The organism is Bradyrhizobium sp. 521_C7_N1_3 (assembly GCF_052075975.1).
Classification (GTDB): domain Bacteria; phylum Pseudomonadota; class Alphaproteobacteria; order Rhizobiales; family Xanthobacteraceae; genus Bradyrhizobium; species Bradyrhizobium japonicum.
Genome location: NZ_CP197232.1, coordinates 2505097 through 2526851, shown reverse-complemented (window position 1 = coordinate 2526851; position 21755 = coordinate 2505097). Strand labels below are relative to the sequence as shown.

The following is a 21755-nucleotide window of genomic DNA, read 5'->3' as shown; positions in this document are numbered from 1 at the left end:
CCTTGTTCTTATGATTGATCTGGCGTGCCGTCGAAGCCAAGCAGCCTTGCCGGCGTTCGCCAGAGCAGACGGTGCTGATCGCCGGGATCCGGAAACAGCTTTGTCAGCACCGCGAGCAGCGGCCCGTAATCGAGCCGTTCGGCCGCGCGCAGGAACGGATAGTCCGATCCCCAGACGCAGCGATCGAGCGTGAAGGCGTCGACCAGCGACGCGATGAACGGCCAGGTGTCCTCGTAAGGGTGCGGCTGCTGCGAGAATTTATAGTAGCCGGACAGCTTTACGTGCGCCTCGCGCTCGCGGCCGATCGCGAGCAGCGCCTGGAATGCTTTGCCCTTCAGCCCTTGGGCGACCGATGGCCGGCCGCAATGGTCGATCACGAGACGCACGCTCGACGTCTTGATCAGCGGCAGAAGGTCGAGCAATTGATCCTGCTCGACCTGGATCTGGAGGAACAGGCCGAGGCTCACCAGCTTCTCCAGCAGCGGCGCCGTATTGCGATAATAGCCGGCACCGTGGAACGGCACGTTGAAGGCCACGCCGATCACGCCGTCGGCCTTCAGGCGTTCCAGCTCCCCGATGTCGACGTCGTTCTCAACGACGGCGACGCCCCTGAAGCGGCCGCGGCCCTGCCTCAAGGTGTCGAGCAGGATGCGGCTGTCGCTGCCGTAGCCGGTGTTGGTGGCGACGACGAGCGCGTGCCTGACGTCGAACGCGTCGAACACGCGGATGAGCTGCGCCGCGGGTGCGATCTCCTGCCCGCTCGGCCGGTACGGCGTATCAGCCCCGTAGGGAAAGCGAACGGGATCGATGGCATGGATGTGGCAGTCGATCCTGGGGGAAACCGGCAAGGTCATGGCGCAAGGCTCCCCGGCGCTGGTATCAGAACGTCGCCTCGATGGCTTTGATCAGCTCGGGCGTCACGTCGGGCGTGATTCCGAACCAGGCCTTGAAGGCGAGCCGAGCCTGGTTGAGCAACAGGCCCAGCCCGTTCACGGTGGTGCAACCGCGCGCACGGGCTTCCGCCAGGAACGGCGTCTCCAGCGGCGTGTAAATGAGATCGGCGGTGAGCGTCTCGGGCCTCAGGCGCGACAGGTCGATCTCGAGCGCGCCCTTGCCGACCATGCCGCGGTCGGTGCAGTTGACGAGCAGCGCGACATCGCCCAGCGCCCCGCCGCGATCGTCCCACGGAACGGCGCTGACGGCGGAGCCGAAGTCCTTCGCAAGGGCCTGCGCCTTCTCGGCCGTGCGGTTGGCGATGCGGATCTCGCGCGCGCCGTTCTCCAGCAGTGCCACGACCACCGCGCGCGATGCGCCGCCGGCGCCCAGCAGCAGGATCGGCCCGGCATCGCCGCGCCAGTCCGCCCTGGCATCACGCAGGCTCTGCACAAAGCCGTTGCCGTCATTGTTGAAGCCGGTGAGCGTTCCGTCCTCTTCGACGACGATGGTGTTGACGGCGCCGATGCGCTTGGCGGTCTCGTTGACGCGGTCGAGAAGCGGCATCGCCGCCTGCTTGTGCGGCATGGTGACGTTGCAGCCGCGGAAACCGAGCGCGACGAGGCCGAGAAGCGCATCCTCCAGCCGCTCCGACCTCACCGCGAGCGGAACATAGGTGCCGCCGATGCCGTGCGCCTTCAGCCAATAATTATGAATGACGGGCGAGCGCGAATGCGCGACCGGAAGCCCGATCACGCCGGCCAATGCGAAGCCGTCTGCCTGCGACATGCTGCGATATCCATCCCCAACCTGGCTGCCGGCACGCACACGCGCGCGCATAGCGGCCGCTCCGCCGCGGTCGCGGCTTCAGCCGCGCGACCATCTTATTTGGTCAATTGTCCAAGACTATTAGACGGCATGGCCATCTCACGCAATCTGAATCTCGCCGATGGCGGGGACGGATGGACGCTGGCGCCGGCCAACCGAGCGGCCGATTCCCCGTGCCCCGCCGGCGGCAATTTAGGTCAGAAATCTACCCCTTTTGGGCACCTTGCGCGAAGCTTGGAGCGTCGCATAATCCAGACACTTAGCTAAAGGTAATTGGTTCGCGCTTCGGCCATGCAATTGCGTAACGCGCTCCTCTCAGTGGGAGAATTGCAATGCCCGTGTTGGACTTGCCGTACTGGTTGATCATTGCAGGCTCCGCGTTGGTACTGGGCGGACTCATTGGCCTAGGGGTCAGCCGCAACAAGCGGGTTGAGAGCGATCCCATTATGCTCCCGGGCGATTTGACGACATGGAAAGCCGAGGGATCAGAGACCTCGGACCTTGCGGCTGCCCGGGATTCGCACAGGTAGGAGCTGACGGCTTGCGCCGCGGCCAATTCTGCGGAGCAAACTCTGGAGGGAGACATGGCCCTGCACTTTATGCGCGTCGAGACGCCGGTGCATGAACTTGAAATCTGGATGGCGTGCAGCGGCGGATTTTCGTTTGTCATCAGCAACGAAAGCCGCACCGGTCCTGGCCTTCACGGAAAGCCGGGCCTGGTTGCCTCATGGCGCCCCGTCGAAGAAAACAAGTCAGCAATCAAGCTTGGCGGCTCCCCCTTCAGTACCTTCGCCGAAGCCGAGAAGGCCTGCGAAGCCCTCCTGGAGACGCTCGAGCAGATGAGCGCATCGCAAACGCCGACGGTTGCGGCCTCGCCGCAATAAAGAGAGGCCTCGGCTTCGTCGGGGCATCGAACTCCGCGGCGCCGGGTTGCGCCGGCGTCTCACATCCCGCTCAAGCCGCTATCGACCGCGAGCGTCTGTGCGGTGACGTAGACGCTTTCATCCGACAGGAAGAACAGCACGGCATAGGCGACCTCCCAGGCCGTGGCCTGGCGGCCGAAGGGGACGTGGCCCTTGCCGCGCGAGGGGCGGCCGGCGCCGGCTTCGCGGCCGTTCGGGGTGTCGACGAGGCCGGGATAGACGAGATTGGCACGGATGCCGCGGCGCGATCCGAGATGGGCGATGTTGCGCATCAGGCCGCCGAGCGCGGCTTTTGAAGAGTCATACACCGCCATCTGCGAACCGGCTTTCAGCGCGGCGATCGAGGAGATGAAGACGATGGCGCCGCCATCGTCGAATTTCGGCATCGCCGCGCGGCAACAGAGCATGGGACCGCGAACGTTGACGTCGTAGATCCTGTTCCACTCCTCGGGGCTGACCGCATCGAGCCCAGTCTTGCCGAAGGTGCCGATGTTCAACACCATGCCATCGAGGCCGCCCATCGCGCGATGCGCCTCTTCGATCATGCGCTGGACGTCAGCCTCCGACGTCACGTCGGCCGTGATGGCAAAGCCCTCACCGCCTTCATCGGTGATGTGCTTGACGGTCTGCCGTGCAGAGGTGTGGTTGAGATCGGCGACCGCAACTTTCGCGCCTTCGCGTGCGCAAAGGATGCTCATGGCGCGGCCGTTGCCGATCGGGTCGGTTTCGGCGTCGAACACGCGCTGGCCGCCGCCGACGATCAGGATGCGGCGCCCCTTCAGGCGTCCCCTGCCCGGGGCTTCGCCCAGCGATTCCGGGCTGGGGGGACGAACGTAGCGGTCCGGCTTGGTCTCGGAATTCTCAGCCATGCGCCCGCCTACCTCTTGCCGCCGTCATAGACCTTCATGCCGGCCGCGGGATCGAGATCGGTTTCGGTCGCCTCGGTGAGGCGCGCCATCATCATGTAGAAGCCGAGCGCGACGATGGCTTCGACGATCTCCTGATCGCTGAAATGCTTTCGCACGGCAGCAAAGGTTGCCTCGGGCACGCGGACGTTCTCGACGACCTCGCGGCCGAATTTGAGAAGCGCGCGCTCGGCCTCACTCAACGCAGCAGAGTCGTATTCGGTGCGCTCCACCGCATCGACCTGGCCTTGCGTGCAGCCGACGCCGAGCGCGATGGGCACGTGCTGACGCCATTCATAGGCGCCGCCTTCGAGCTGGGCCGCCTGCAGGATCAAAAGCTCGCGGTTGACGGCGCTGAGCTTCTGCTTGTGCAGGATCGAATTGCCGAGCCGCATTGCCGGGATCATGTTGGCCTCGGCATGGGCCATCATGCGAAAGATGTTGAGCTTGACCGGCATGCGGTCGAACGAGGCGCGGATGTCGCCGCTCGTGGTCTCCGGATCAATCAGGGGCAGCCTTGCCACGCGTCTCTCCCTTGGGCTTGCGTTTCTTGTTGTCGTTTGTCCCGCCATCCGCCGCGATCAGCGACAGGAAGAAGGCGAGATAGCGGTCGATCGCCTCGATTACCTCCGGCCGCGGCGAGGGTGCGGCGCCCATCACGTAATGTTCGAGGCGGATGTAGATGAGGCCGGCAGCGAACAGGCGCGCGGTCTCGCGCGGATCCGGCGTCGAGACGAGGCCCGCGAGCGCGAAGCCACGGAAGTAATCCGTCATCATGCTCTGCTCGCGCGCGTAAAAATGATCGGCGAATTTGGCGCGGATGCCGGGCACGCGGTTACGCTCGGCGGTGATGACCTTCTGGAACTGATGCTCGCGCGGGTCGGACCATTGCTCGACGAGATCAAGCGCGAACTGGCGGCAGAACGCAGCGGGCTGGCGCGCAAGCTGCTTGTAGCGCGGCTCTTCCAACCGGCTCGCCGAACTGGCGGGGCCGTGCTCGGCCACGATCGCTTCGAGGATCGCGGCCTTGCCGGAGAAGTGGTTGTAGAGGCTGCTCTCGCGGATGCCGACGCGCCGTGCAAGCTCGCGCATCGAGGCGCCGCCATAGCCGCTCTGGGCAAACAGATTGAGCGCTTCGGAGAGGATGCGCTCGCGGGTCGTGGGCGCAGCCGCTTCCGCCGCGCTGGAGGTGTGGACAGCCATGTGACTTGACTAACGAACGATCGTTCGCTAGTCAACCGTACGAACGATCGTTCGTTTCGCTAGTCTGGCGGCAACGGTCGCGGCCCGCAAGTCCGCTTCGGGCGCTGTTCTCGCGTTTCAACTCCGCTCCAATGAGAGGCGGAGAGCAATTTGGGGAGACGACCTCATGGCGCGCTTTGCCCGCCTTCGCCTTCGTGCGGCCTGCATCCTGTTGCCGCTGCTCGCAGCCGGCGCCGTTCAAGCCCAGAATGCAAAGTACGATCCCGGCGCCGACGACAAGACCATCAAGATCGGCACCACCGCGCCGCTGAGCGGCCCGGTCTCGGCCTTCGCGCAGATCGCGAAATCGGCGGAGGCCTATTTCCGCAAGGTGAACGACGAGGGCGGCGTCAACGGCCGACGCATCCAGATGATCATCGCGGACGACGCCTACAGCCCGCCGAAGACGGTGGAGCAGACCCGGCGACTGGTCGAAAGCGAGGAGGTGCTGTTGATCTTCGGCGGCGTCGGCACGCCGACCAACAGCGCCGTGCACAAATATCTCAACGACCGCAAGGTGCCGCAGCTCTTCCTGGGCTCGGGCGCCGCGAAGTGGGACGATCCCAAGAATTTTCCGTGGACTGTCGGCTGGCAGCCGACCTATCGCGACGAGGCGATCGCCTATGCCAAATACATCAAGGCGAACCACGCCAATGCGAAGATCGGCGTGCTCTACCAGAACGACGATCTCGGCAAGGACTATCTGAAGGCGCTGGAGGAAGGGCTCGGCAGCGGCGAAACCATCGTCGCGCGCGCGGCCTATGAGACCTCGGCGCCGACCGTCGACACCCAAATCCTGCAACTGAAGACCGCGGGCGCGGACGTCGTGCTGGTGGCGGCGACGCCGAAATTTGCAGCCCAGGCGATCCGCAAGATCGGCGAGATCGGCTGGAAGCCCGTGACCATCATCTCCAACGTCTCGGCCTCGATCAGCGGCGTGCTGGAGCCGGCCGGCAAGGACAATTCCACCGGCGTGATCTCCAGCCAGTACCTGAAGGACGCCACCGATCCGGCGTCGAAGGACGATGCCGGCTACAAGGAATGGCTGGCGTTCATGGACAAGTATCTGCCGGACGCCAACAAGAGCGATTGGCTCAATGTCTATGGCTACACCATCGCGCAGACGCTGGTGACGGTGCTGAAGGCCTCCGGCAACGACCTGACCCGCGCCAATGTGATGAAGCAGGCAACGACGCTCAAGGACGTCAAGCTGCCGATGCTGATCAACGGCACCGCGGTGAACAACTCGCCCGAACATTACACGCCGATGACGAGCCTTCAGCTCATCCGCTTCGACGGCACGCGCTGGGTGCCGTTCGGCGACCTCCTGAAGAACTAGAGCATGCGGCAGGTCAAAATCGGCAGCATGCGGGTCGATCTCGTCAGCGAGATCCCTTCGCTCGCGTTCGACAAGACCTGGCTGTTCGCCAACGTCACCGACGCGGTGATCGCGGAGAATCGGAGCTGGCTCGATCACCGCTATATCGAGCCGGAGACCGGCCGCTTCATTCTCAGCCACCACTCTTATCTCGTGCGCACGCCGCGATGGACCGCCATCGTCGATACATGCTGCGGCAACCACAAGAAGCGGCCGCGCGTGCCAGCGTGGCATGATCTCGACCAGCCCTACCTCGATAACATGCAGGCGCTCGGCGTTGCGCGCGAAGAGGTCGACTTCGTGATGTGCACGCATCTGCATGTCGACCACGTCGGCTGGAATACGCGCCTCGTGGACGGCCGCTGGGTGCCGACCTTCCCCAATGCGCGCTATTTGATGGGACGCGAGGAGTACCGCCATTTCGAGGCCGCGCACAACGCTGCGCCGAAAAACCCGGTAAACCATGGCTCGTTCGAGGACTCCGTACTGCCGGTGGTCGCGGCCGGCCTTGCCGAGTTCGTCGAGACCGATCATCGGCTGTTTGACGATCGTGATGCCGCCCTGCGCTTCGCGCCGGCGCCGGGCCATACCGCCGGCAACATGCAGATCCACCTCAATGGTGGTCACGATCATGCGGTGATGTCGGGCGATGTCATCCATCATCCGATCCAGTGCGCGGCGCCGTGGCTGTCGAATGCCGCCGATGTCGATCCGGCCGCGGCAGTGGCGACACGGATGGCGCTGCTCGAAGAGCTCGCGGACACGCCGAGCTACCTGCTCACTGGCCATTTTCCGGCGCCGACCGCCGGGCGCGTGATCCGGCATGGCGATGCCTACAGATTTCGTTTCGAGGATTAGGGGGAAACCATCATGAAGCTGCGCACCATCACCCTGTCATTGCTCGCATTGCTGTCGGCGGCGCTGCCGGTACGCGCCGAGGATCCTGCCGCCTACCCCACCCACAAGATCAAAATGCTTCTGCCCTATGCGGCCGGCGGCGGCGGCGATGTGATCGGCCGGCTGCTCGCCGACAAGATGGGCAAGACGCTGGGGCAGAGCGTCTATATCGAGAACCATACGGGTGCTGCCGGCACACTCGGCACGCAGATGGTCGCAACGTCTCCGAACGACGGCTACACCATCACCGTCGGCGGCATGACCACGCATGTGCTGGCGCCGGCGATCTATCCAAAGCTGCCCTACGATTCGATCAAGGATTTTACGACGATCGGACGCATCGGGACGTCCTCGATCATGCTGGTGGCGACCAAGGACTTCGCCGCCAATGACATCAAGGGCCTGATTGCGCTGGCCAAGAAGGGCGAACCGATCCAGTACGGTAGCTGGGGCGTCGGCTCGACCGGACAATTCTGCGCGGAGATCCTGATGCAGCAGACCGGCATCAAGAAGGATCACGTGCCGTTCAACGGCATCGCAAAACTCGCCGGCGACCTGCTCGGCGGCCACATCTCGCTCGCGACGCTCGACATGGCGACCGCGACGCCGCTGGTGAAGGACGGCTCGATCAAGGCGCTGGCCGCCTGCGGCGAGCGCTCGCCGAGCCTGCCTGACGTCGCGACCTACAAGGAGCAGGGCGTGCCGTTCGACCGCAACCTGTCCTGGGCGATGTATGCTCCGGCGGGTCTCGCGCCGCCGATCGCACAGAAATTGTCGGTGGCGTTGAAGGACGCGCTCGGCGATGCCGAGGTGAAGGAGAAGCTCTTGGGGCTCGGCATCACGCCGCAATTCGTGCCGGGCGACGAGCAGCGCGACATCAACGCGCGCGACATCGCGGCCTGGAAGCAGGTTGCCAAGGATGCGGGGATCGAAGTCAAGTGAGCAACACGACAACAGGAGCGCGGGCATGAGCCGCATCTTCGGCGCGGTGCGCCAGAACGGATATGTGGTGCGGGACATCCACGCCGCGATGAAGCACTGGATCGAAACCATGGGCGTCGGTCCCTGGTACTACATGGACCGCGTCAAGACCGACTGGTTCCGCCACCGCGGCCAAAACTCCGCGGTCGAGATGAGCATCGCGCTCGCCAATTCCGGCGATCTCCAGATCGAGCTGATCCAGCAGCGCAACGACGCGCCCTCGCTGTACAAGGAGTTTTTGGACGCCGGCCACGAAGGCCTGCAGCACATGTCCTACTGGAGCCACGACTACCAGGCGCTCTACGACAAGGCGATCGGGCTCGGCTACAAGGTCGGCCATGAGGGCCAGATCGGCGGCGACAGGGGGCGCTTTGCTTATTTCGACACGCAGGCCCACCCGGGCACGATTATCGAGATCTCCGACATCAGCGGCACCAAGGGGCCGTTCTTCGAGAAGGTCCGGCAGGCAGCCATGACCTGGGACGGGACGCGGGCGATCCGCGAGGTCGGCGGAGCGAAATCTTAGCATCCGATCGCCGGATTGCGACCGGAAGAGGCTGCTGGTGTAGTGAGACCACATCCATGGTAGCATGAAGCTCGTGTCCGAACCTTCAGCGAGGCAAGCATGTCCGACACTGACAAGGTTTTCGCCGGCTCGATTCCGAGAATCTACGACGAGTATCTCGTCCCGCTGATCTTTGCCCACTACGCCGCCGACATCGCGAAGCGTATCGCAGCTCTTTCCCCGTCGACGATACTGGAAACCGCGGCAGGTACCGGCGCCGTTACGCGGGCCGTGACCGCGGCGCTACCTCCCGGCATCCGTTACGTCGCAACCGATCTCAACGAGCCGATGCTCGCGATCGCGGCGCAGCGCCAGGGTGAGGACCCGCGCATGACATGGCGTCAGGCGGATGCCACCGCCCTGCCCTTTGGCGACGCCGAATTCGACGCGGTCTGCTGCCAGTTCGGCGTCATGTTCTTTCCCGACCGCATCAAAGGCTATGCCGAGGCAAAGCGGGTGTTGCGGCCGGAAGGCACGTTCGTATTCAACGTCTGGGACCGCATCGAGGAGAACGTGTTCGCCGATGACGCCACCGCCGCGCTCGGAAAAATGTTTCCCGATGATCCGCCCCGTTTCATGGTGCGGACGCCGCATGGCTATCATGACAAGGCCATCATCAGAGCCGACCTGGAACAAGCGGGCTTCCGCCACATCTCGATCGAAACGCTTGCGGCGGTGAGCCGCGCGCCCACGCCCGAATATGTGGCGTTCGCATACTGCCAGGGCACGCCGCTGCGGAGCGAGATCGAGGCACGGGATGCCAGCAAGCTTCAGGCTGCGACCGACCTCGTCGCCGAGGCGCTCCGGACGCGCCATGGGTCCGGAGCGGTCGAAGGCAAGATTCAGGCGATCGTGATCGAGGCGCGGCCGTAGGTGCGGTCCCTCAGCGCAGGTTTGCGCGAAGCTCGCGCACGCCGCGTCCGAGCCTTTCCCGCAAGAGCGTCCGGAGCGTCGCGCCGTCCTCATAGCCGACCTCGGCGGCGATCGCATCGACGTCGAGACCGCTGCCATGCAGCAGCGACTGCGCGCGTTCGACTCGCAGATCCTGAAAGTAGGAGAGCGGAGACTTACCGAGCACCGCCTCGCAGCGGCGCTGCAAAGTGCGTGCACTCGTCGCGAGCGCACTGGCGGCCTCCTGCAGCGAAAACCCTTGCTTGAGATGTTCGCGCGCCCAGCGCTCGAAACGCTGGATGAGCGGATCGGCCTGCGCGAGGTGATTGGGAATGATGAAGGGCGCCTGCAGGCTGCGCAGGTCGGCGAGCAGATAGCGCGACACGACGGCCGCGAGCTCGGGGCTCGCCTGGCGTATGAACCACAGCGCGAGATCGAGATGCCCCATCGCAGCGCCCGCCGTGACGACGCGGTCCGATGTCACCAGCATGCGTGTCTCATCGAGACGAACATTGGGGTAGCGTTGGCGAAACAAGGGTGACAGCCACCACGTGGTGGTCGCGCCCCGTCCATCGAGCAGCCCCGCCTCCGCCAGCACGAAGGTACCGATGCAGGACGCAGCGATGCGCGCGCCCTCGGCGTACCAGGACTGGAGCTGTTTCACCGCCTCTCTGACATCGCGCCGGTCGAGCGCCGGAATCAGCTGTTCCGGCCGGCTCGTATTCAACGCCGGCACGATGACCCAGTCCGGCTTCAGATCGGACGTTACCGATTTGACGGGGATCGCAAAGCCCTGCCCGGATCGGACCTTCTTCCGCACGCCGACAATTGAGACATCGAAATGGGGCGCTCCGCCCGTTTGAGCGGCTGCGAAATTGTTGGCGATCGTGAACGCGTCGAGCGTCACGGTCAGCCCGGTGTCCCAAAATCCCTCCAGGGCGAGCAATTGAATGCGCATGGCGGAAACGCTCTCAAAGTTGTCGTTTACGACAATACCGTTCGAACGGAAGCAAGCCTAGCTTGCGAGGCAACGGCAACCGGAACGAAGGCCTTCATCGCGATCGATAGATAAGAGCAATCATCTGAACCAACAACGCTATTCCAGATGCTCGCTCGAGAAATCGATGGCGTAAACGCCTCTAAAAATGGCGCCTCTGCCAACATTGCAGGAGGTCCTTGATCCGATGCCGTCCACTGACAAGCAGCAATCCAAAGGAGCCCACATGAAAGTCATCGCCATCGGTAACATCGGCAAGGCACCGACACCCGAGCAGCGGCAGCAGATCATGCCGAGGGAAGTGCCGGCCACGCTCAAGCTGTATCTCGACGGGAAGATCGAGCAGTTCTGGTTTCGCCAGGACAAGCCAGGCGTGGTCTTCCTGATGAACGTCGAATCCCTCGAACAGGCCAAGGCGACCGTCGAAGCACTGCCGCTCGTCACCGACGGCTTCGCCACCTACGAGCTGATGCAGGTGGGGCCGCTCGCGCCGCTGGGCATGCTCATCCAGGGCAAGTGACCGCGCGTCAGACCGACACGCGACGCTTCCACCAACCTTCCGAACCGGCCCGCATCGCCGCCGCTCCACGGCGGCGATGCAACGTGCGGCATCGCTGCCGGCGCAGCATGACTAAATGAAGCGCGTAAACCTCGTGACATGGAGGATTTCAAATGAAGCTTGCACGCGCTGCCGGTCTCCTGGCATTCGCCCTGTGCCTGACCTCCGCCGTCCCCGGACGCGCGCAGTCACCCACGCCACCGACACCGACCACCCGAATTCTCGCGATCGGCACGGTAGACCCCGGCGCCGATGTCGCCGCTGCGCGCGCCATCCTGCCGATGGAAGTGCGCGAGACGGTGAAGCTCTATCTCGATGGCAAGATCGACCAGTGGTACTCGCTGCAAAACCGTGTCGGCGTCGCGTTCATCCTGAACGTCACGGATATCGCGGCCGCTCATGACATGCTCGAAAAGCTGCCCCTGGGGCAGGCTCATCTCATGAGCTTCGAGCTGATCCCGCTTGGCCCGCTCAATCCGCTTCGGCAGTTGCAGGGCATGTCGACGGGTCCACAGTAGACAGCCGGAATGCCCGTCATCGGCGCCGCTGCGGTCGCCGACGACAGATATCTTCAGCTCAGGCGATGACGCGGCCCAGCGTGCCGCGTCCTACCAGAAACTCCGCTGCATCGGCTGCGCCGGCTGATAATACTGATACTGGCCGCGGCGGCGCGGATTGACGGGCTGCGGGTTCGGCTGCTGCTGGAAGAAGAAGCCGAAGCCGTTGCCGCCATTGCCCCAGCCGTTGCCGCCATTGCCCCAGCCGTCGTCGCTTGCCATTTCCATCGGCGGCGGCGCGGTCGGCTTGCGGGTGATGAAGCCGCCCTGCGGATGATTGCTCAGCACCGCGACGAACTCGGTGCGGTAGTTGGTCTCGGCGCTCAGCGGCTCGTCGGAGATGATGATCGACGAACGCGGCAATGCCGTCGGCCCGATGCGATTCCAGACGTCCTGCGGGATGGTGATGCGGTCGAGCGCGTCCTTGGCGTCGTCGCCGTTCTCGATCGTGACCACGCTCCAGCGCAGGCCGGTATCGGTCTTCGCCATCGCGGTGAAGATGTGCGTGCCGAGCGGCTGGTCGGGATTGCGGATCGTGACGGGCACCTCGATGCTGGTGTCGAACACTTCGCCGCCGCCATCCGGCGCCGGCTTGTGTGTGTTCCGCCGCACGTAGAGCTTCTGCGTCGCGCGGCTGATGTAAACGGACACCGGCTCGAGGGCGAGCTTGGCGTCGGTCGCGGCCGTCACGGCATCGGCCTTCCTGGTTGCCGCGACCTTTGCGGCCTCCTTGGTGGCGGCGACGGCGTCGCGCTTCGGCTGCGCGGCGGCCTTGGCGGCATCGAGCGCCGACGCAGCGTCGGCGGCCTTGGTCGCAACCTTCTGCTTCAGCTCCTCGGCCTGCGCCCGCGCCTGATCGGTCTTGGCGGCCGCGATCTTCTTGTCGGCGAAAGCGAGCTCGGCGTCGGCCTTGGACTTCTGCTGTTCCAGCTTGCGGAGCGATGCGGGAAGCGACGCGGCCTCCTTCGCGGCCGCAGCCGCAGCCTTCTTGGCCTCGGCGGCAGTCTGGATCGCCTCCTCGGCTTCAGCGGAGAGCTTGTCGGCCCGGTTCGGCACGGCCGCGATGGCCTCGCGCTTCGGCACGAACAGCGAGGGATGGGTGAAATCGATCGGGGCCGCGTCGTTCGGCGAGATGATCACGCGCATGCCGATGTTGGTCTTGTCGAACAGCCCCTCGGCAAAGCCGAAGGGCATCCGCACGCAGCCGTGCGAAGCGGCATAGCCCGGCAGCGGCCCGCCATGCAGCGCGATGCCGTTCCAGGTGATGCGCTGCATGTTGGGCATCCAGGCATCGTCATACATGGTCGAGCGGTGGTCCTTGTCCTTCTCGACGATGGCGAAGACGCCGGCCGGCGTCTCGCGCCCGGTGGTGCCGGTCGACACCGGTGCACGCAGGATCCAGCCGTCGGAATCGTAGAAAGTGACCTGCTGGCTCTTGATCGACACGATCGCCATGATCGGCTCGCCGGCCTCGCGCGGCGCGACCGCCTCGGCCGGCTGGCGGGCCTGCTTGGCCGCCTCGGCGCTTCCGCTCAGCGCCGTCAGGGCAACGGCCGTTGCAAGCGCAACAAGTCCGGGGGGCCGCCAACGCCGCATCGCCGTGGTGGATTGCGCCGTCGTCATCAGGTCTTTCATGCCATTCCCCGGTTCAGTACCAGTCCGCGCCTTACGTCGATCACGTCAGATTGCGATCTTTGGATTAAGAATTCGCAGCCACCTTGCGTTCCGTATCCGGCAATATTCAGACCTATCAGGCGGCAAATCTCTCATATACGAGGGCTCGCGCAGGCGGAAGGTGGCCTGGGGCCGGGGCTGGTCCGGGGCTGGTCACGAATCGCTGCGGCACAATGTCCGGCTAGTGGGTTCGGCGCCTGATCAGCCGTGTCATTGCAGCGCCGAACAGGCCGAACAGCGCAAGCACCATGAGCGGCAGAGCGCGGGCGGCAGCCTGCCCGACCGGTTCGTGCTCCACGATTAGCAGGACCGCGAACACGGTCAGGCTCAGGAGGATGCAGATGAGGGCGGCGGCAAGACCCAGCTTGCGCAGAACGAAGGCAAAGTCGGTGGCGGTCATGACCGATCCGGGGCGAAGATGAACAGACCTACGCTAGACCCGCCCGAGACAGCAGGATGTGACCGTCATCACAGAGATACGTGACGGTTCCCGAACGCCGGCCGGCTCAGGACGCGACCCCGACCGCCTTGCTGTCGACCGCGGCCTGGATTTCCGCATCGCTCAGGCCGGCCTCGCGCAACACCTCGCGCGAATGCTCGCCGAGGCGCGGCGCCATGCGATGGATGCCGGCCGGGCTTTCCGAGAATTTCGTCGCGGGCCGCGCCTGCCGGATCCGGCCTTCCGAGGGATGATCGATATCCGCAAACAGTGCGACGGCGGCGAGATGCGGCTGCTCGCCGATCTCGGTGAGCCGGGCGAAGGCGGTGTGCGGCACGTCCAGCCGCAGCAGCAATTCCTCCCACTCCGCAGTGGTGCGGGTCGGCCCAATCTCGCTCATGCGGTCATAGACCTTGTCGATGTTCTGGGAACGAAGCACGGGATCGCGCACCCCGAGCTCCTCGATCAGCTCGGGGCGGCCGACAGCCTCGAAGAAGGCGCACCAATTGTCTCCGGAGTAAGGCAGCATCGTCAGCCAGCCGTCCTTGGTCTGAACCGGGCGCCGGTTCTTCATCCGCTTGTATCCGGTCGGGCCGATCGGCGGATCGAACGCGTGCCCGCCCAGCATCTCGATGCTGTTGAAGCCGGCGATGGTTTCCAGCATCGGGACTTCGACCATCTGGCCCTGCCCGCCGCGCTCGCGCCGGAACAAGGCCGCGGACACCGCGCCGACCATCGCCATCGCGCAGATCTTGTCGCCGATCAGGCTCGGAACGAATTCCGGCTCCTCGTCCGATCCGATCGATGACGCAAGGCCTGAGGCCGCCTGGATGATCTCGTCGAAGGCGGGGCGCGCTGCCCACGGCCCGTCCTGGCCGAAGCCGGTCGCCGCGGCATAGATCAGACGCGGATTGAGCTTTGCACAGGCCTCGTAACCGAAGCCGAGCCGCGCCATCGCGGCGGGGCGCACATTGGTGACGAGCGCATCGACCGTCGGGATCAGTCGCGCCAGCGCCGCCTTGCCGTCCGGATGCTTCAGATCGAGCGCGAGGCTGCGCTTGTTGCGGTTGACGGCCATGAACTGGCCGCTCATGCCGCGGTTCCGGAACACGCCGGTGTAGCGCCAGGTATCGCCCGCGGGCGGCTCGACCTTGATGACATCGGCGCCCCAGTCGCCGAGCATCTGCGCGGCGTAGGGGCCGAACAGCACGCTCGTCAGATCGAGAACGCGGATACCGCTGAGGGGGCCGGTCGGTGTCATCGTCGTTTCACTGTCGTTGGAGGAAGCAACTGTGGGACAGGACAGGCGGGCCTGGCTGGTGCCAGCCCGCCCGTCACACTGCGTCGATCCTATTCGCCGATCACGTCGCCGAACAGCTCCCAGGACTTGCCGTTGAAGCGCGCCATCTGCAACTGCCGGATCGGCGTCACCTGCTCGGCCGAGGTGTTGAGCTTGATGCCCGGCAGCAGCATCGGCAGCTCGACGTCCTTGAACGACTGCGTCTGCTTCATCAGATTGGCGCGGGTGAGGTCGTTGCCGGCGCGCTGCAGCACCAGCTCCATGATCTGCGCCATGGTGTAGCCGGTGACGTTGAAGACGTCGGCCGGATCGGCGCCCGAATTGTACGTCTTCATCCACTCGCGCCAGGCCTTCATGCCGGAATCATTCTCCCAGCGCGGATCACCGGGATCCTTCTGGAAAGCACCGGTGACGATGCCGACGGAATTGTCGAGCCCGGCCGGCACCAGCACGGAGCCGACGGAGTTGGAAACGGCGGGAAGGATGATCTGCGGCTTCCAGCCGAGCTCGGCGATTTTCTTGATGGCCTGCGCCGCGAATTTCGGCGTGCACTCGTTGAAAACAACGTCTGCGCCGGCCGCCTTGAACTTGACGATCTGGGAGTCGACGGTCGGATCCGATGTCTCGTAGGTGGCCTCGGACACGATCTGGTTGACGTGCTCCCCTAACCCTTCCTTGAAGCCGGCGAGATAGTCGCGCCCGGGATCTTCGTTCGGCGTGATGACGGCGATTTTGGCGTTCGGCTTGTTCGCAAGAATCCACTTCGCATAGATGCGGCCTTCGGTCCGGTAGGTCGGCTGCGAACCGGTGGTCCAGGGAAAATGCTGCGGATCGTTCCAGCGGCTGGCGCCGCTCGACGGGAACAGCTGCGGGATCTTCTTGGCGTTGAGGTATTTCTGCGCGGCGATGTTGGGACCGGTGCCGAGCATCGAGAACATCGCCAGCACCTCGTCGCTCTCGGCGAGGCGGCGAACCTGCTCGACCGTCTTCGACGGCGAATAACCGTCGTCCATGCTGAGCAGCTCGACCTTGCGGCCGTTGATGCCGCCCTTGTCGTTGAGCATCTTGAAATAGGCAATCTCGGCGCGGCCAATCGCGGAATAGGCGGAGGCCGGTCCCGAGTAGGGCATGGTCTGCCCGAGCTTGATCGACGTGTCGGTCGCGCCGGTATCGTAGTTTCCGGCCGTCGCGGCCGAAGCGGCGCGAAGCGCCGCAAGCAGAGCAACGACTCCACGGACCAGTTGTCTTCCCGGCATGCTCGGCATCTCCTTCCCAGGCAAGACGCATCGACGCGCGAGCTCACAGGCTGCCGCCGGCGCCCTCCACTTTCTTCTTGGTTATCATCGGCCGCATCGATTGCGATGCCGGCGAGTGCGACGATACAAGGATTATGAAGCGGGAGATGTAGCGAAGAATTCAGATGCGTATGCGCAGCTTGCAGCCGTTCTATTTTACGCGCACGTCACACGACAATGTGAGCGTCAGACTTCAAGCCACGCGTCAAACTTCAAGCCATTCTTGGCGCACGGCGGCATTGGCCTTGAGCTCGTCCGGCGTGCCCTCGAACACGACGCGGCCGTGGCCCATGATGTAGACGCGCTTGGAGATGCGCATCGCGATGGACAATTTCTGCTCGACGAGCAGGATGGCGACACCGGCCTGCGCGATGCGCGCGATGAGATCGCCGACCTGCTGCACGATCAGCGGTGCCAGACCTTCGGTCGGCTCGTCGATCATGATCAAATCGGGATCGCCCATCAGCGTCCGGCAGGTGGTGAGCATCTGCTTCTCGCCGCCCGACAGCACGCCCGCGGCCGTATCGGCGCGCGCGGCGAGATTGGGGAACATGTCGAGCATGTCCTGAAGCCGCCATTTACCGGGGCGGCGCGTGTCCTTGACACCGAGCAGGAGGTTTTGGCGAACCGTCAGGCTCGGGAAGATATCGCGATGCTCAGGCACATAGCCGAGGCCGAGGCGCGCGATCTTGTAGCTCGGAAGGCCGGCGATGTCCTTGCCCTTGAAGCGGATCGTGCCCTGCGGCGCGACCTCGCCCATGATCGCCTTGACCGTGGTGGAGCGGCCGACACCGTTGCGGCCGAGCAGGCTCACGACCTCGCCCGCGGCGACATCGAGGTCGACCCCCTGGAGGATGTGGCTCTTGCCGTAATAGGCGTGGAGATCCCTGACCTCGAGCATCAGTGTGCTTCCTCGCCGAGATAGGCTTCCTTGACCTTCGGATCGCGCCGGATCTCTTCCGGCGTGCCCGATGCGATGATGTGGCCGTAGACCAGCACGGAGATGCGGTCGGCAAGGCCGAACACCACGCTCATGTCGTGCTCGACGATGACCAGGGTCTTGCCCTCGGTCAGCCGCCGGATCAGCGACACCGCGCGGTCGGTTTCGGCGTGGCTCATGCCGGCGGTCGGCTCGTCGAGCATGACGACCGTGGCCCCGCTCGCGATGGTGATGCCGATCTCGAGCTCACGCTGCTCGGCGTAGGTCAGAAGCCCCGCCGGAACATCGCGCCGGTGCGTGAGATGGATGTCGTCCAGGATCTGGGCCGTGCGCTCGCGCACTTCCGGCAGGCTGTCGACGTTCTTCCAGAAAGCGTAGCGGTGTCCCGTCGCCCACAGCACGGCACAGCGGACGTTCTCCCAAACCGACATGCGGGCGAACACGTTGGTGACCTGGAACGAGCGCGACAGGCCGCGCCGGTTGATCTCGAACGGCCGCAGGCCAGAGATCACATCGCCGTTCAGCTTCACCTCGCCCGAGGTCGGCTTGATGTGGCCGCTGATCAGATTGAACGTCGTGGATTTTCCGGCGCCGTTCGGACCGATGACGGCGTGACGCTCGCCTTTCGCGACGCTGAGGTTGAGGTCACGGATGATGCCGACATTGCCGAAGCGCTTTTCGACGGCGCGGACTTCGATGGCTGCTGCGCTCATGCCAGATACCCCCGGTCACGGGCGACCGTCGCAGCCCTGTCCCACGCGTCCGCGATCCTCCGCCAGGTCAGCCGCGCGACGAACGCGCCGCCGACCACGAGAACTGCCGCGGCAATCCACGTCACCGGGGATTTCGCGTTGAACGGAATGCCGAACAGGTTGATCGGCTCGCCGCCGGAATAGCGCGCGACCGTCTCGATGGTGAGGATGACGCCGCAGGCGAGCGCAAGGGTCGGCACAACAGCGACGAGATAGGACGGGATCACCGTCCACAGCGTTCCGGCGCGAACCAGCGGCCGGTGCATCATCAACAGGCCGGCGATGCCGCCCGGCGCGAACATCACGATGCCGATGAAGATGATGCCGAAATAGAGCTGCCACACGCTGGTGACGCTGGTCAGACCGAGCTGCAGATAGGTCACCAGGATCGCGCCGAGGATCGGCCCGAAGAAATAGGCCGTGCCGCCGATGAAGGTGGAGAACAGCACGAGGCCGGACTGGATCGCGCCGAGATAGGCGGAGTTCGCGATCTCGAAATTGATCGCAGCGAGCCCTCCGGCGACGCCGGCGAAGAACCCGGCGAAGCAGAAGGCGAGATAGCGGACGACGTGAGGATCGTAGCCGATGAACTGGACGCGCTCGGGATTGTCGCGGACCGCGTTGCTGATCCGCCCGAGCGGCGTCCGCGTCAGCGCGTACATCGCAATCGCCGACAGCACCAGCCAGAATGCGATGAGGTAGTAGACCTGAAGCTGCGGCCCGAACGACCAACCGAACATCTTGGGCAGCGCCGTGCGGTCGGTGGTGATGCCGGCTTCGCCGCCGAACACCGAACGCAGGATCAGCGAGGACGACGCCACCAATTCGCCGATGCCCAGCGAAATCATCGCGAACACGGTGCCGGCGCGCTTGGTCATGACCCAGCCGATGATGATCGCGAAGACGAGACCACCGATCCCGCCGAACAGCGGAATGAACGGCAGCGGGATCGGCCAGCCATGCGACACCACCGCATTCATCATGTGGCAGGCCGCGAAGCTGCCGAGGCCGTAATGCACGGCGTGACCGAACGACAGCAGGCCGGTCTGGCCGAGCAGGATGTTGTAGGAGAGCGCGAAGACGATCGCGATGCCGATCAGGCTGAAGGACGTCAACGAGCCGCCGGAGGAGAAGATCAGCGGCAGGACGATCAGCGCGGCGATGCCGATCAGCCAGACGCCGTAGAAGCGCAGGCCGTCGCCGGCGGGCTTCGATGTCGAAATCGGTTTGGCGGTCATGACTCGCGCGTCCCCATCAGGCCCATGGGGCGAACGATCAGAATGAGCACCAGCAGCATATAGGGAACGATCGGCGCGACCTGCGCGATCGTGACGTTCCAGATGTCGGTGAGGACCGACGGCCCCGTCGACGGATCGAGCGGTCCGAACGCACTCGCGAGCGAGCCGTTCAGCGCCACCGCAAAGGTCTGCACCAGTCCGATGACGAGCGAGGCGATGAAAGCGCCGGGCAAGGAGCCGAGGCCACCGAACACGATGACGACGAACAGGATGGGCCCGAGTGCTGCGGCCATGTCCGACTGCGTCACCAGGGCCGGACCGGCAATGACGCCGGCAATGCCGGCGAGCGCGCTGCCGACGCCGAACACCACCATGAACACGCGCCCGACATTGTGGCCGAGATGCCCGACCATGTGCGGATGCGTCAGCGCCGCCTGCACGATCAGGCCGACGCGGGTGCGCTTGAGCACGACCAGCAGCGCCACGAAGATCACGACCGACACGGCCAGCATGAAGATCTTGTAGGCGGGATAGTTGGTCGAGAAGATCGTGAAGGCCGGGAAGTCGAGCAGCGCCGGCACGCGATAGTCGACCGGGCTCTTGCCCCAGATCATCGACACGATCTCTTCGATCGCAAAAGCCAGACCGAACGTCAGCAGCAATTCCGCGACATGGCCGTGCTTGTGGGTGTTGCGCAGGCCGTAGCGCTCCACCGCCATGCCGATGGCGCCGACCAGCAGCGGCGCCAGCACCAGCGCCGGCCAGAAGCCGATCCACTTGGTGAGCTGGAAGCCGAAGAAGGCGCCGAGCATGTAGAAGCTGGCATGCGCGAAGTTGAGCACGCCCATCATGCTGAAGATGACGGTCAGCCCGCTCGACAGCAGGAAGAGCAGCATGCCGAACAGCACGCCGTTCAAGGTCGAAATGACAATGAGTTCAAGCACAGCGCACTCGTCTCTGTCCGGGGCCTGATGGCCCCGGTGAACATCGCCCAATCAAGAATAGTCCGGCCACCGCTTCCCGCGACCGATGCCGGCCGCGGGAAAACGACGGATGTCGTGATTACGGCCGCGCCATCTTGCAGGTCGTGGGGACCATGGCCTTCTCCGTGTCGACCTTGGAGACGAGGTGCCAGCCCCAGCCGGTGTTTTCCTCGTCGAACGGCTCATTCTCGGTCAGCTTGCCGAAGGACGAAATGTAGATCGGCTGAAGGAACTGGTGGTCGTCCTTGCGCATGATGCCGGTGCCGCCGTCCAGAACCTCGAACTTCAGGTCCTCGAGCGCCGCCGCCACCTTCACGGGATCGATCGAGTTGGCCTTCTCGGCAGCCGCCTTGAACATGCGCATCTCGTTGACCGCACGCGGGTACCAGAGCGACAGATTGACCTTGGCGCGGAACGCCTTCTCGTAATCCATCGCGGCCTTGTTGCCGGAATTGGCAAAGCCTTCGGTGATCTGGAAGACCTGATGATCGAGACCGGTCTGCTTGACGGCAGTGGGGCCGCCGGCGCCGCCAGCATAATAGGTGTACCAGTTGACCTTCAGGCCGGCGTCAGCGGCAGCCTTGAGCAGCAGCGCGAAGTCCTGGCCCCAATTGCCGGTGACGACGCTGTCGGCGCCGGACGCCTTGATCTTGGCGATATAGGGCGAGAAATCGGTGACCTTCAGCAGCGGATGCAGTTCGTCGCCGACGATCTGGATGTCGGGCCGCTTGGCGCCGAGCATCTTGCGCGCGTCGGAGCGGACGGACTGACCGAACGAATAGTCCTGGTTGATCAGGTACACCTTTTTGATCGAGGCGGTGTCCTTCATGTAGTTGGTGAGCGCCTCCATCTTGATGTCGGAGCTCGCATCCCAGCGGAAATGCCAGTAGCTGCACTTCTCGTTGGTCAGGCTGGGATCGACGGCGGCGTAGTTGAAGTACAGCACTTCCTTGCCGGGATTTCGCGTGTTGTTCTTGGTGACGAAATCCGACAGCGCCGCGCCGACGGACGAGCCGTTGCCTTGCGTGATGTAGTGGACCCCGGCGTCGATCGCCTTCTGGGCCTGCACCAGGCTCTCCTGCGGATTGGTCTTGTTGTCGAGCGGAACGATCTCGATCTTGTGGCCGAGAATGCCGCCCTTGGCGTTGAGTTCGTCGGCCAGATACTGGAATGTCTTCAGACCACCCTCGCCGACGCTGGCGCCACCGCCAGAGAGCGGATCGATGTAGCCGATCTTGAGGGTGTCCTCAGCCGACGCGGCATGACCGAGCATCGGGGCGATCACGGCAATGGCCAAAGTGAGCTTGCGCATTTTTTCGTTTCCTCGCTGGCTATCGACTTTAGTCGATGGGCTTTTTGCGCATGTTGCAGCGCAATTGCAGATCCCTAATGAGCAGAACGAACTTTGATTTTCAAGCTCGGCGAGACATGGCTCCGGCCATCGCTATGAAATGTGAAGGCGGCTCCCCGTCTCGCCG

The 21755-nt window shown here is 64.4% G+C and carries 23 protein-coding genes; 8 read left to right on the top strand and 15 right to left on the bottom strand.

Annotated elements, in window-relative coordinates:
* Window positions 1–8: 8 nt before the first annotated feature.
* Both AB7008_RS11390 and AB7008_RS11385 read right to left on the bottom strand, forming a co-directional pair.
* Window positions 9–854, bottom strand: a complete 846-nt coding sequence (locus tag AB7008_RS11390) for an amidohydrolase family protein (RefSeq protein WP_028158975.1) — start codon at window positions 852–854, stop codon at window positions 9–11.
* A 25-nt stretch (window positions 855–879) separates the two neighbouring features.
* The gene (locus AB7008_RS11385; RefSeq protein ID WP_441258821.1) at window positions 880–1722 is read right to left on the bottom strand and encodes a shikimate dehydrogenase; all 843 of its coding nucleotides are present in this window, start codon (window positions 1720–1722) and stop codon (window positions 880–882) included.
* Between the two features lie 623 nt (window positions 1723–2345).
* Here AB7008_RS11385 and AB7008_RS11380 point away from each other — a divergent pair.
* Window positions 2346–2645 carry a hypothetical protein gene (locus AB7008_RS11380; protein WP_028158973.1) on the top strand — a complete coding sequence of 100 codons (300 nt, stop codon included), beginning with the start codon at window positions 2346–2348 and terminating at the stop codon, window positions 2643–2645.
* A 59-nt stretch (window positions 2646–2704) separates the two neighbouring features.
* On the opposite strand, the gene AB7008_RS11375 is transcribed toward AB7008_RS11380, so the two are convergent.
* From AB7008_RS11375 to AB7008_RS11365, 3 genes are read right to left on the bottom strand one after another with little or no spacing between them, the layout of a single operon-like run.
* A complete protein-coding gene (locus AB7008_RS11375) occupies window positions 2705–3553 on the bottom strand; it encodes an SDR family NAD(P)-dependent oxidoreductase (protein WP_441258820.1) in 849 nt (282 codons plus the stop codon).
* Window positions 3554–3561: 8 nt separating this feature from the next.
* The gene (locus AB7008_RS11370; protein WP_441258819.1) at window positions 3562–4113 is read right to left on the bottom strand and encodes a carboxymuconolactone decarboxylase family protein; all 552 of its coding nucleotides are present in this window, start codon (window positions 4111–4113) and stop codon (window positions 3562–3564) included.
* A complete protein-coding gene (locus AB7008_RS11365) occupies window positions 4091–4792 on the bottom strand; it encodes a TetR/AcrR family transcriptional regulator (protein WP_028158970.1) in 702 nt (233 codons plus the stop codon). Before AB7008_RS11365 ends, AB7008_RS11370 begins: the two co-directional genes overlap by 23 nt.
* Before the next feature lie 166 nt (window positions 4793–4958).
* Between AB7008_RS11365 and AB7008_RS11360 the strand changes: the two genes are divergently transcribed.
* The 5 genes from AB7008_RS11360 (at window position 4959) to AB7008_RS11340 (ending at window position 9525) form a co-directional block, all read left to right on the top strand.
* The gene (locus AB7008_RS11360; protein WP_304492859.1) at window positions 4959–6170 is read left to right on the top strand and encodes an ABC transporter substrate-binding protein; all 1212 of its coding nucleotides are present in this window, start codon (window positions 4959–4961) and stop codon (window positions 6168–6170) included.
* Between the two features lie 3 nt (window positions 6171–6173).
* Window positions 6174–7067 carry an MBL fold metallo-hydrolase gene (locus tag AB7008_RS11355; RefSeq protein ID WP_304492858.1) on the top strand — a complete coding sequence of 298 codons (894 nt, stop codon included), beginning with the start codon at window positions 6174–6176 and terminating at the stop codon, window positions 7065–7067.
* 12 nt (window positions 7068–7079) lie between these two features.
* Window positions 7080–8048, top strand: coding sequence for a Bug family tripartite tricarboxylate transporter substrate binding protein (locus tag AB7008_RS11350; protein WP_441258818.1), 969 nt, complete (start codon window positions 7080–7082; stop codon window positions 8046–8048).
* A 25-nt stretch (window positions 8049–8073) separates the two neighbouring features.
* Window positions 8074–8613 carry a VOC family protein gene (locus AB7008_RS11345; RefSeq protein ID WP_041955053.1) on the top strand — a complete coding sequence of 180 codons (540 nt, stop codon included), beginning with the start codon at window positions 8074–8076 and terminating at the stop codon, window positions 8611–8613.
* A gap of 99 nt (window positions 8614–8712) precedes the next feature.
* Window positions 8713–9525: a class I SAM-dependent methyltransferase gene (locus AB7008_RS11340; RefSeq protein ID WP_304492856.1), complete on the top strand. Its 813-nt coding sequence runs from the start codon at window positions 8713–8715 to the stop codon at window positions 9523–9525.
* Between the two features lie 10 nt (window positions 9526–9535).
* Here AB7008_RS11340 and AB7008_RS11335 read toward each other — a convergent pair whose 3' ends face one another.
* A complete protein-coding gene (locus AB7008_RS11335) occupies window positions 9536–10501 on the bottom strand; it encodes a GlxA family transcriptional regulator (protein WP_304492855.1) in 966 nt (321 codons plus the stop codon).
* Between the two features lie 265 nt (window positions 10502–10766).
* On the opposite strand from AB7008_RS11335, the gene AB7008_RS11330 reads away from it, so the two are divergent.
* Together AB7008_RS11330 and AB7008_RS11325 are read left to right on the top strand one after the other, a co-directional pair.
* Entirely contained in the window at window positions 10767–11060 is a 294-nt protein-coding gene (locus AB7008_RS11330) for a hypothetical protein (RefSeq protein ID WP_028158963.1), read from the top strand.
* Between the two features lie 152 nt (window positions 11061–11212).
* A complete protein-coding gene (locus AB7008_RS11325) occupies window positions 11213–11617 on the top strand; it encodes a hypothetical protein (protein ID WP_304492854.1) in 405 nt (134 codons plus the stop codon).
* A gap of 90 nt (window positions 11618–11707) precedes the next feature.
* Here AB7008_RS11325 and AB7008_RS11320 read toward each other — a convergent pair whose 3' ends face one another.
* The 9 genes from AB7008_RS11320 to AB7008_RS11280 form a co-directional block, all read right to left on the bottom strand.
* The gene (locus AB7008_RS11320) at window positions 11708–13291 is read right to left on the bottom strand and encodes a L,D-transpeptidase (protein WP_441258817.1); all 1584 of its coding nucleotides are present in this window, start codon (window positions 13289–13291) and stop codon (window positions 11708–11710) included.
* Between the two features lie 220 nt (window positions 13292–13511).
* Window positions 13512–13730, bottom strand: coding sequence for a hypothetical protein (locus tag AB7008_RS11315; protein WP_441258816.1), 219 nt, complete (start codon window positions 13728–13730; stop codon window positions 13512–13514).
* A 106-nt stretch (window positions 13731–13836) separates the two neighbouring features.
* Window positions 13837–15030: a CaiB/BaiF CoA transferase family protein gene (locus AB7008_RS11310; protein WP_248881527.1), complete on the bottom strand. Its 1194-nt coding sequence runs from the start codon at window positions 15028–15030 to the stop codon at window positions 13837–13839.
* Window positions 15031–15119: 89 nt separating this feature from the next.
* Window positions 15120–16334 (bottom strand): ABC transporter substrate-binding protein, encoded by a 1215-nt coding sequence (locus AB7008_RS11305; protein WP_441258815.1) that lies wholly within the window; start codon window positions 16332–16334, stop codon window positions 15120–15122.
* Window positions 16335–16569: 235 nt separating this feature from the next.
* Entirely contained in the window at window positions 16570–17265 is a 696-nt protein-coding gene (locus AB7008_RS11300; RefSeq protein ID WP_014497636.1) for an ABC transporter ATP-binding protein, read from the bottom strand.
* A complete protein-coding gene (locus AB7008_RS11295) occupies window positions 17265–18017 on the bottom strand; it encodes an ABC transporter ATP-binding protein (RefSeq protein ID WP_028149572.1) in 753 nt (250 codons plus the stop codon). Before AB7008_RS11295 ends, AB7008_RS11300 begins: the two co-directional genes overlap by 1 nt.
* A complete protein-coding gene (locus tag AB7008_RS11290) occupies window positions 18014–19294 on the bottom strand; it encodes a branched-chain amino acid ABC transporter permease (protein WP_441258814.1) in 1281 nt (426 codons plus the stop codon). The genes AB7008_RS11295 and AB7008_RS11290 overlap by 4 nt, the downstream gene beginning before the upstream one ends.
* On the bottom strand, window positions 19291–20238 hold the full coding sequence (locus AB7008_RS11285) for a branched-chain amino acid ABC transporter permease (protein WP_038936438.1): 948 nt from the start codon (window positions 20236–20238) through the stop codon (window positions 19291–19293). Before AB7008_RS11285 ends, AB7008_RS11290 begins: the two co-directional genes overlap by 4 nt.
* Window positions 20239–20356: 118 nt before the next feature.
* A complete protein-coding gene (locus tag AB7008_RS11280) occupies window positions 20357–21589 on the bottom strand; it encodes a branched-chain amino acid ABC transporter substrate-binding protein (RefSeq protein WP_028158955.1) in 1233 nt (410 codons plus the stop codon).
* Window positions 21590–21755: the final 166 nt, after the last annotated feature.